This is a genomic window from Haemophilus parahaemolyticus (assembly GCF_018373095.1).
GTDB lineage: Bacteria > Pseudomonadota > Gammaproteobacteria > Enterobacterales > Pasteurellaceae > Haemophilus_A > Haemophilus_A parahaemolyticus_A.
Window position 1 is genome coordinate 1 of the sequence record NZ_JAHAHT010000070.1, and the last position, 9831, is coordinate 9831.

13 protein-coding genes, 1 tRNA gene and 2 pseudogenes are annotated in these 9831 nt (G+C 37.2%); 6 read left to right on the plus strand and 10 right to left on the minus strand.

The window, feature by feature from the left end:
* The 4 genes from KH943_RS07285 to KH943_RS10155 all read left to right on the plus strand — a co-directional run.
* Positions 1-198 (plus strand): exodeoxyribonuclease VII large subunit (locus KH943_RS07285; RefSeq protein WP_304109554.1); only part of this gene is annotated, 198 nt, incomplete at its 5' end.
* Between the two features lie 237 nt (positions 199-435).
* Positions 436-521 (plus strand) — tRNA-Leu (locus tag KH943_RS07290).
* A gap of 222 nt (positions 522-743) precedes the next feature.
* Positions 744-1019 (plus strand): Arm DNA-binding domain-containing protein, encoded by a 276-nt coding sequence (locus tag KH943_RS07295; protein ID WP_304109556.1) that lies wholly within the window; start codon positions 744-746, stop codon positions 1017-1019.
* A gap of 117 nt (positions 1020-1136) precedes the next feature.
* On the plus strand, positions 1137-1259 hold the full coding sequence (locus KH943_RS10155) for an AlpA family phage regulatory protein (protein ID WP_368493497.1): 123 nt from the start codon (positions 1137-1139) through the stop codon (positions 1257-1259).
* Here the strand turns inward: KH943_RS10155 and KH943_RS07300 are convergent.
* From KH943_RS07300 to KH943_RS07315, 4 genes and pseudogenes are all read right to left on the minus strand, one after another.
* Positions 1224-1441 (minus strand): annotated as a pseudogene (locus KH943_RS07300) (helix-turn-helix domain-containing protein); the annotation flags it as partial. The gene KH943_RS10155 and the pseudogene KH943_RS07300 sit on opposite strands and share 36 nt — an antisense overlap.
* Positions 1442-1532: 91 nt before the next feature.
* Entirely contained in the window at positions 1533-2177 is a 645-nt protein-coding gene (gene adk / locus KH943_RS07305; protein WP_005709021.1) for an adenylate kinase, read from the minus strand.
* A gap of 56 nt (positions 2178-2233) precedes the next feature.
* Entirely contained in the window at positions 2234-2830 is a 597-nt protein-coding gene (locus tag KH943_RS07310) for an aminotransferase class IV family protein (protein WP_304109560.1), read from the minus strand.
* Entirely contained in the window at positions 2808-3779 is a 972-nt protein-coding gene (locus KH943_RS07315) for an aminodeoxychorismate synthase component I (RefSeq protein WP_304109563.1), read from the minus strand. The genes KH943_RS07310 and KH943_RS07315 overlap by 23 nt, the downstream gene beginning before the upstream one ends.
* A 385-nt stretch (positions 3780-4164) precedes the next feature.
* Here KH943_RS07315 and KH943_RS07320 point away from each other — a divergent pair, with 385 nt between their 5' ends.
* Both KH943_RS07320 and yjjG read left to right on the plus strand, forming a co-directional pair.
* The gene (locus KH943_RS07320; RefSeq protein ID WP_304109566.1) at positions 4165-5052 is read left to right on the plus strand and encodes a transcriptional regulator GcvA; all 888 of its coding nucleotides are present in this window, start codon (positions 4165-4167) and stop codon (positions 5050-5052) included.
* Between the two features lie 8 nt (positions 5053-5060).
* Entirely contained in the window at positions 5061-5741 is a 681-nt protein-coding gene (yjjG, locus tag KH943_RS07325) for a pyrimidine 5'-nucleotidase (protein ID WP_304109569.1), read from the plus strand.
* Positions 5742-5895: 154 nt separating this feature from the next.
* Here yjjG and murA read toward each other — a convergent pair whose 3' ends face one another.
* From murA to KH943_RS07355, 6 genes and pseudogenes are all read right to left on the minus strand, one after another.
* Complete coding sequence (murA, locus tag KH943_RS07330) at positions 5896-7170, minus strand: UDP-N-acetylglucosamine 1-carboxyvinyltransferase (RefSeq protein ID WP_304109572.1); 1275 nt, start codon at positions 7168-7170, stop codon at positions 5896-5898.
* A 186-nt stretch (positions 7171-7356) separates the two neighbouring features.
* Positions 7357-7617, minus strand: coding sequence for a BolA family protein (locus tag KH943_RS07335; protein ID WP_304109574.1), 261 nt, complete (start codon positions 7615-7617; stop codon positions 7357-7359).
* A gap of 16 nt (positions 7618-7633) precedes the next feature.
* Complete coding sequence (locus KH943_RS07340) at positions 7634-7987, minus strand: STAS domain-containing protein (protein ID WP_304109577.1); 354 nt, start codon at positions 7985-7987, stop codon at positions 7634-7636.
* 4 nt (positions 7988-7991) lie between these two features.
* Positions 7992-8633, minus strand: coding sequence for a phospholipid-binding protein MlaC (gene mlaC, locus KH943_RS07345; RefSeq protein WP_304109579.1), 642 nt, complete (start codon positions 8631-8633; stop codon positions 7992-7994).
* A gap of 165 nt (positions 8634-8798) precedes the next feature.
* Positions 8799-9326 (minus strand): outer membrane lipid asymmetry maintenance protein MlaD, encoded by a 528-nt coding sequence (gene mlaD / locus KH943_RS07350; RefSeq protein WP_304109581.1) that lies wholly within the window; start codon positions 9324-9326, stop codon positions 8799-8801.
* Positions 9327-9341: 15 nt separating this feature from the next.
* A pseudogene (locus KH943_RS07355) lies at positions 9342-9734 on the minus strand (ABC transporter permease); the annotation flags it as partial.
* Between the last annotated feature and the right edge of the window lie 97 nt (positions 9735-9831).

Genomic DNA, 9831 nt, shown 5'->3' on the forward strand with positions numbered 1-9831 from the left:
CAACAACAAGGATTTCATGCATTATGTACAAAGTTAGATGGATTAAGCCCGCTTAAAATTTTAGGGAGAGGTTATTCGATTACACAAAATGATCAACAACACGTGATCACAAATACCAAACAGATCGCTAAGGGCGATCGAATTACCACACAGCTTGCAGATGGGCAAATTCTCAGTGAAGTGATCGCCGTCAAATAGGATTGTTTCTTTTTTGCTCTCTACTCAGTTTGAATAAAATATTCTTTTAAAATCATATAGATAGAGAATTATTCATCGAGTTACTCACGAGGTTATCCACAGATCGTGTGAATAACTTTGTGAGAAAACTGATGAAATTTAGAACGAACAAATCATAAAGTAAAAGAAACTGCTTGCATCCACTGCGAAGAATTCCTATAATAAAAATCATTACATATATTGTAATACTTTTAATTAGCCAGTGTGACGAAATTGGTAGACGTAGCGGATTCAAAATCCGCCGCTGAATAAGCGTGTCGGTTCGAGTCCGACCACTGGCACCACAAAACTATTCTTAACCGTTCGCTAGCGTTTAAAATTCTCAAAAAATTCCTAAAAATCCCTCTAATATCAACGTTTTACTGTTCATATCTGTTTATAACTGTTTTTTTCTGTTTGTTTCTACTCACGATTTTTAAGCAACAAAATAACCAACTTTTTAAAAGGCTTGTTTTTGCTTGTTGCTTAAAAGTTTACTTCTTAATCAAAAACAGGAAAAAATGACTATGGCAAAGTTAGCTAAACCCTTGTGCGACAAGGCTTTAAAAGCATTAAAGACAACAAGCAAAAATACCGTTCTTTATGATGGGCAAGGTTTGCAAATTGTTGCGACAATTTACGGCAAAAAAACGTGGCGTTTTGTTTATACATTTGATGGAAAAAAGAAAACAATCACGCTTGGCAATTACCCCGATATTTCTTTGGCTTTAACCCGTGAATTAGCGGGGCAAAAGCGGGCATTATTGGCACAAGGAATAGACCCGCAAGAATACACCAAATAGCAACGCAGAGAGCAAGAACGAGAATGCAATATTACTGTAAAAGAGCTTGCGATTTTATGGCACACGAAAAGAACCGCCCCGCAACACAGGAGGAAAGTATTACCAAAAGGGAACATAATGGAAGTAAACGAGCGATTTATTCGGCTTGATGAGCTAATCAATAAAACAGGTTTAGGACGTTCTACCATTTATAGAATGATGGATAACCGCTTGTATCACGTTAAGTTTAAATTCAGGTGAGTAATTTTGCTTCTTACCGAGCACCACTAACCTATTGATTCCACTATGATTAAATTAGTCAATCCAATGTCGCAATGTTCTGCTGGCAAGTTGAAAATGTTTACGAGTAAGTGAACAATTTTTACCATGTTGAAGATAAAATTCAATGACTGTTGTTTAAAAAGAGTGTTGTATTTGGTCATAAAAAATCTGCACCTTAGTTAGTTGGTTATTTAGTCCAACTTTTGGAGTGCAGATCACAGACTTTTACTATACCTTAAATATAAGATTAAACTAACCCAAAATCTTCGCTAATTCAGCGCTTACTTCTTCTACTGGTTTTGTGCCGTCTAAACGCTCGTAGCGGGTATTGCCTGCTTCGGCTTCGGCTGTGTAGTAAGCAATAAGTGGTTTGGTTTGTTTGTGGTAGATTGCTAAGCGCTCTAACACGGTTTCTGCTTTGTCATCTGGACGAATAATTAAATCTTCGCCTGTTACATCATCTTTGCCTTCCACTTTTGGTGGGTTGTAAACCACGTGATAAGTACGACCAGAAGGTTGGTGTACGCGACGACCGCTCATACGTTCTACGATCACTTCATCAGCCACGTCAAATTCTAATACTAAGTCGATTTTTACGCCTGACTCTTTTAATGCATCTGCTTGTGGAATGGTGCGAGGGAAGCCATCTAATAAGAAGCCATTTGCACAGTCTGGTTGAGCTATGCGGTCTTTCACTAATGCAACCGTTAATTCATCTGGTACTAATTTACCTTCGTCCATTAACGCTTTTGCTTGTTTACCAAGCTCTGTACCTTCTTTAATTGCCGCACGGAACATATCGCCTGTTGAGATTTGTGGAATGCCAAATTTGTTCATAATGAACTGTGCCTGAGTACCTTTGCCTGCACCTGGCGCACCTAATAGAATAATTTTCATAAAAACCTCTTTGTGATTAAAAACGTCCCTATTTTATAAGGGAATCACATATTAGTCTATAAAGTAATATGTTGAGTAGATATTGCTCGGCTCTCGTCAAATGGATTCATTGCGTTGATCATCATCACTTTTTCATATCGGTGCAGATCTTCTACCTGAATTTCTGCCAGTTCGATCTTATTTTTACTTAATAAATAGCTTAATTGCGTACCTTTAAGCAGATAATCTTTCGGACTATACCAAATATTATTTTTCAAAAAGAGTAAATTGCCAACACGGCAATCGGTCACTTTTCCATTTTGAATAATGATAGCCTCATCTTTTTCGATTTTTATTAAATCAAAATTTTCTCGGTTGCTATATTTAAATATGTAATTCAACGTATCAAAATAGACTGCTTGATAGCTTTTTATTTCTCTTTTTTGATAAATTGAAAAAATGATATGATAATCTTGTTGATTATAATCAATGCGACATCTCACTAATCCATTCTGATATCTTTCTGGTACTTGGATAATCTCTTCTAAATTAAATACTGAAGTTTCCTGAAATAATTTTTTTATTGTATTCTCCATTCTTGCTTGGTGAAAAGCTAAATTTTGTGGAATGCCATCAAGAATCGCAATGGTTTCAAACACGGGAAATTGGGACATACACTTTCTCTAAAATTTCTTGATACTCTTCTTCTAGGCTACTTTGTGAAGTAATGCCTCCACCGCTGCGAAAATGCATTTCACCTTGTTCATTCTTTTCAATATATCTAATGGCGACAGCACTTTCTAAGTTGTCGCCATCAAAATAGCCAAAAATACCCGTATAGTAGCCACGTTTTTCGCCTTCAGCTTGCTGAATAATTTGAACGGTTTTTTCTTTAGGTGCCCCGCTAATTGATCCAGCAGGCAATAATTTTGCGAGAATTGAGCCAATATTCGCTTGCCAATTTTCAGTGAGTTCACCACAAATTTCAGAACTTGTTTGATAAATTGCCCCATGATGTGTTTCAATTTTCTCAACATAACGATATTTTGTTACTCGAATATTTTGGGATACCATAGCTAAATCATTTCGAATTAAATCAACAATGGTGTTATGCTCTTCAAACTCCTTCTTTGAATTTAATAATTTTTGTTTTGCATTTTCTTCACTTGCGTTAATCGTGCCCTTCATTGGATAAGAGACAATTTTATTTTCTTTAATGCGAATGAAAGTTTCAGGTGAAAAGCAGATAAATTTATCTTGATAGAATAATTTATATTTTGCATAACTTTTAATAAAAATCTCTTCAAGCGAATAATTCGTTTGAATTTTAGTAGGAAATGCAAGATTTAATAAATAACTATTTCCTTTTTGAATTTCATTTTTTACCAATTCAAAGGCAGCTTGATAGCGAGAAAACTTTAATGGGGTTCCGCTAAATTCAAATGGCTTGTTAAAATCAAAGAATGAAACGTTATTGTAGTCAGGAAATTGAAAAAAGATCTGATGTGAGGAGCACTCTGCTAATGGGAGCAGAATGGGCTGATTTTGTTCAAAATCAATTAAGAAGAAGAATGGTTTTCTAGTTGCACCAAAAGCATTGGCTTGTAGAATAAAGGATTGCATAGATAAAACCTAAATTGACATCATAAAAAAAGCCCCTCAAGATGAGGGGCATAAAACCAAAAGGGTTTAAAAAATATACAGGAAGTGAAACGAGTAAAAATTAAAGATTTTTACTCTAGCCTAGTTTCCTAGGCTAATATGCAAACACAACATCATACTTAAAATTAGAAATAGTAAAATTACTACCACTATCCATCTAAGTACGGTGCGAATTATAGAGATGTCGGAGCAGTTAAACAAACGAGAAATTTTTATTTAGACTATTAGAAAAAATAATGCAATAATAGCAGAGATAATAAAGAAGTGCTATTTCATTAGGAATGGCGGAAATGGGATTAATTATGCGCTTTTATAGTTAGCCTTTCAAGCAGAAAAAGGAAATTTTATGAATAAAAAACTCCCTCCTCTTAATGCGTTAAAAGCCTTTGAAGCGGCTGCGCACCAACTTAATTTTACGAAAGCCGCCGAAGATCTTTTTGTAACCCAAGCTGCAGTGAGCCATCAAATCAAAATTTTGGAAGATTTTCTAGGCGTGAAACTCTTTTACCGTAAAAATCGCTTGTTGGAACTGACCGAAGTGGGTTCGCAATATTTTACCGAAATTCAACCGCTTTTAGAGAAAATTGCGAGTGCAACAGAAAAAGTCAAACTCAAAACTGCTCGCCAAATTTTAGCAATTAGCACCACCCCTTCATTTGGAATGCACTGGCTTGTGCCACGTTTAAATGATTTTCACCAACGCTATCCAGATATTGAAGTGCGTTTAACAACAATGCCACAAGATGAAGGTTTATTCGGCAAAGATACTGATGTGGCTATTTATTACGGCAACGGGAACTGGAATAACTTGGAGGCGATTGAGCTGGTAAAGGCTCGCATTATGTTACTCGCTTCGCCTGAATATTTGAAAGCTCATCCAATTGAAAAACCTGAAGATTTGATAGGTAAAAACTTGATTCATGTTTGCTCTTCAACCAAATGGAAACAGATGGTAGATCATCTCAAACTCAATATTGATATTGAAACAGGTCCAATGTTCGGCACAACTTCAATGGGAATCCAAGCGGCGAAACATGGACAAGGCGTGGTTGTAGCAAACCGAATGCTTGCTCAAGATGAGATTGAAGAAGGTTCAGTTGTTGAGCCATTAATGACCAATGTTTATGATGAAAAAGCGTTCTATGTGGTTTATCCTCCGCAAATGGCGGAAAGCACTAAAGTGAAATGCTTTGTCGATTGGATTACGGAAGAGATTAAAAATAGCTATAAATAAGGAAAATAATGAGATATAACTGGGTTCTTTTTGATGCGGATGAAACGCTGTTTTCATTCAATTCCTACTTAGGCTTAACCGCAATGCTCAAACGCTATGGCATTGATTTTACGCATGAAGATTACGATGCCTTTCAAGCGGTCAATAAATTGCTCTGGGTTGCATACCAGAACAATGAAATCACTGCGGAAGATATTCAAATGCGGCGCTTTGCTAAATTATCCAAGCAAACAGGTGTGAATCAAATTCAGCTTAACCAAGAACTGATGGCGGAGATGGCGAAGGTCAGCAAACCGCTTGATGGCGTGATGGAGATGCTTGAAGCACTCTATCCTGAAGTTAAAATGGGCATTATCACCAACGGTTTTACTGAACTACAACAGCAACGTTTACAAAACACCCAGACGGAAAAATTCTTCGACATTGTGGTTGTATCTGAACAGATCGGCGTAGCAAAACCTGATCGCAAAGTGTTTGATTACGCTTTCTCACTAATGGATGATTTGGATAAAACCAAAATCCTTATGGTTGGCGATACACTCGCTTCAGATATTTTAGGTGGCTATAATTCGGGCATTGACACCTGCTGGTTTAATCACACCAATATTGCCAATGACACCAAAATCCAACCAACTTATGAGATTAAAAATATGCATGAGTTAGTGGGAATTGTGAGGGGAGGAAATTAAAAGCATATAAGAAGACATTAAAAACAAATATGACAGTTTTTGTTCATTTTCCAAAAAGTAGGTCTAAAGTCTTGCACTATAAGACTCTAGCCCACTTTTTACCAACACTCTTTCTACTATGCTATTTATTGTTGCTTCATTTGCAATGTCTTATTTAGGTTGCAGTATGTTCTGAGAAACGTTCAATCGTAGCACCTAAACCACGCAATTTTTCTTCAATACGTTCATAACCACGGTCGATGTGGTAGATACGATCTACAATGGTTTCACCTTCAGCGATACAGCCCGCTAACACTAAGCTGATTGAAGCACGTAGGTCGGTTGCTATTACTTCTGCAGACTTTAATTTCTCTACACCGTGGCAAATTGCCGTGTTGCCTTCAATTTCACCTTTTGCACCCATTCGATTAAGCTCTGGAATGTGCATAAAGCGGTTTTCGAAAATGGTTTCGGTAATGCGGCTTGTGCCTTCAGCAATCGCATTTAACAAGGTAAATTGTGCCTGCATATCGGTTGGGAAACCAGGATGTGGCATTGTGCGAATATTCACCGCTTTTGGACGCTGTCCTTTTGAGTCAAGCGTAATGGTATTTTCAGTTACGGTGACTTCCATTCCTGCCTCGCGCAATTTTTCAATAACTGCTTCAAGCGTATCTGCTTTAGTGCCGTGGCACGTAATTTTTCCACCAGAAACTGCGGCTGCGATTAAGAATGTACCAGTTTCGATACGGTCTGCCACGATGCGATGTGTGCAGCCAGTTAAGCGTTTAACCCCTTCAATAGTGATTGTTCCTGTACCTGCCCCTGATATTTTTGCCCCCATTGCATTTAAAAAAATTGCAGTATCCACAATTTCTGGCTCATGAGCCGCATTTTCAATAACCGTAGTGCCTTCGGCTAAGGTACCCGCCATCATCACAGACAAGGTAGCCCCTACGCTTACTTTGTCCATATAGATTTGAGCACCGTGTAAACGACCGTTTGAAGTCGCTTTCACATAACCTTCGTCTAGCTTAATGGTTGCCCCCATTTTTTCTAAGCCTGAAATGTGCATATCGACAGGACGAGCACCGATAGTACAACCACCAGGTAAGGAAACTTGACCTTCATGGAAACGAGCCACTAATGGGGCTAATACCCAGATTGAAGCACGCATCGTTTTAACTAATTCATAAGGGGCGACATAGTGCTCGATTTTGCTTGCATCAATATGTACATCGCCATTATCTGCACGTTCAACGATTATGCCTAATTTGCGTAAGATTTTGAATGTGGTATCCACATCTTTTAACATGGGAACGTTAGTGAGAGTAACTGGTTCAGTCGCAAGAATTGCAGCAAAAAGAATTGGTAGTGCTGCATTTTTTGCCCCTGAGATTTGTACTGAACCATTTAAAGTTGTCGATCCAGTAATACGGAATTTTTCCATTATTTGTCCTTAATGATTGAATTTGAACGCTTACAAGCGGTAATTTTTAGAAGGATATTTGTTAATTTGTAGAGGCAAATTACATTTACCCCATATAAATCACATCTAGGATAATGGGCGAATATAATTCGCCCCTACAACAAGAGAAACACAGTAGCTACAATAGAAAATATGTGGTATCAATAACTATCCTGCTATATTCAACAAGCGCTCTTTTTTCCATTGCTCGGTTGAGAACACTTTGATGGTTAATGCGTGAATAATATTGCTTGAGAAAAGCTCGCGAAGTGGTGCATAAACTGCTTGTTGTTGTTTTACTCGAGAAAGAACTGCAAGCGTATCACTTACCACAATCACGCCAAAGTGTGAGTTTTCGCCTTGAACGTGGATTTCAGTTGCATCAGTAATGTGTTCTTTTAATAGATTTTCGATTTGAGTGAGTTCCATAAGTAGATCAGATTCCTTAGGTATTAATAACATTTTGATTCTCATTAGGGATGTATTGCTTAACCCAGTCGATTAATCCATAAAGTTCAGCAAGAGTTTTGAATACTTGAGGAACATGAATTAAGCTAATTTGAGTTTGTTTTTCGTAATAGTTTAATAATTCAGTTAAAAGAGCAAAACCTGCAGAGTCAATACGCGAAATTTGTTCTAAATTCCAGTAAATTACTTGATTAGCTTTTACTGATAAAAAAGAAGCACGTTGCTCCCATAATGGACGCAACGTGGTACGAGTCAATTCGCCTTTTAATTTCACTACTAGGCTTTCATTATTTTGAGAAACGCTCCATTGTAATGTGTTTTCTGGCTTCATACTATTATTTTTTAGGAAGTGTAATCTGTTGTTTTGAAGATTGCATTACTTGTGCTGTCAATGCATCAATACCTTGCTGGCGTAAAATGCTACTCCATTCGTTTTGTTTGGTTGCCACCATGCTCACATTTTCAGCCGCCATGTCATAAGCCTGCCATTCTCCTGTACGGCTATTCTTACGCCATTTGAAATCAAGTTTGATAGGAGGAGCATTATTGGTTGAAATCACATTCACTCGGATTGTCACGATTGATTTACCATCAGTTGGTTTTGCACTTTCAATTTCAATTTTTTGGTCAGTGTATTGTGTTAAGATTTGGGCATAAGATTGTTCAATAAATTGACCGAACGCATCAAAGAACTTTTCACGTTGTGCTTCGTTTGCTGAAGAAAGTGATTTGCCTAATACCAATTGCCCTGCATATTTTACATGTACATGCGGGATTAAATCATTACGCACAATGGTACGTAAATATTCTGGATTTGACTTAATTTTTCCTTGATTAGTTTTGATATCATTGAATAGTTTATCTGCCGTTTGTTGCATCAACACATAAGGGCTGGTTTCTGCAAATGTTTGGCTTGAGAATAATGTAGCTACAGAAAGAAAACCTGTAACGATGATTTTTTTGATTTGTTTTAACATTAAAAACACTCCATTAATAAGGGTTATTCAAGAATAGAGGCTAATACTTCAACGAATCCTTCGACAGGCTCAGGAACTGCTAAGTAACCACTCTATATTTTGTATAAAATTAAGTTTTATAAGTAGTAAATTTTTATCAAAATTTTACCGCTTGTAAGATAAAAGTTAAGGTGTAACTGATATATCTGCTTTTTCACCTTCAACTTTTGGCTCAGTCTCTGATGATTTTTTGTCGCCATATAGGAACTGACCTACTAAATCTTCTAACACCATTGCTGAGTTTGTATCAGCAAAGCTGTCACCTGATTTCATATATTCTGTTTCACCTTCCAGCATAAAACCGATATTAAGAGCAATATATTGTTCACCCAATAAACCAGAGGTTTTAATAGAGAGTGAGCTAGTATCTGGAATTTTGTTAAATTCTTCATTTACCGCTAAAGTCACTTTGGGCGTGTAGCTTTGTTCGTCTAACTGAATGTCTGAGACTCGGCCAACAACTACACCACCCACCTTAATAGGTGCTCGTACTTTTAGTCCACCGATATTATCGAAAGTTGCGTAAAGAGTATAAGTTTTCTCTGAACTAAAACCTTGCACGTTGGCAACACGAAGCCCTAAAAATGTTAAGGCAAGCAAACCAAGTAGAACAAATAAACCTACCCAGAATTCATATTTAATTGATTGACGCATTGTATTTCCTTACTGTTAGCCACCGAACATAATGGCAGTTAAAATAAAATCTAAACCTAAAATTACCAATGAAGCATGTACCACTGTTTTGGTGGTTGCTTGGCTAATACCTTCTGAAGTTGGTATTGAATCGTAACCATTAAATAATGCAATCCAAACTATTGCAAAGGCAAAAATAATGCTTTTTATAAAACCATTAATTAAATCACTTATGTGAACAGAATTTTGCATTACCGCCCAGAAGCTACCTGAATCAACACCTTTCCAATCGACACCTACAAGCGAACCACCCCAAATGCCAATTGCTGTAAAAATCACTGCAAGGATTGGCATTGAAATCACACCTGCCCAAAAACGAGGTGCGATAATACGGCGAAGTGGATCAACTGCCATCATTTCAAGACTACCGCTACTTTTTCTTTCCTTGGTTGGCTACGGCTTCCATGAGTTTCTTGATTTCCTCCGGGTCGCCAAGGAAATAATCATTCACGAGTTTTAAGTCATC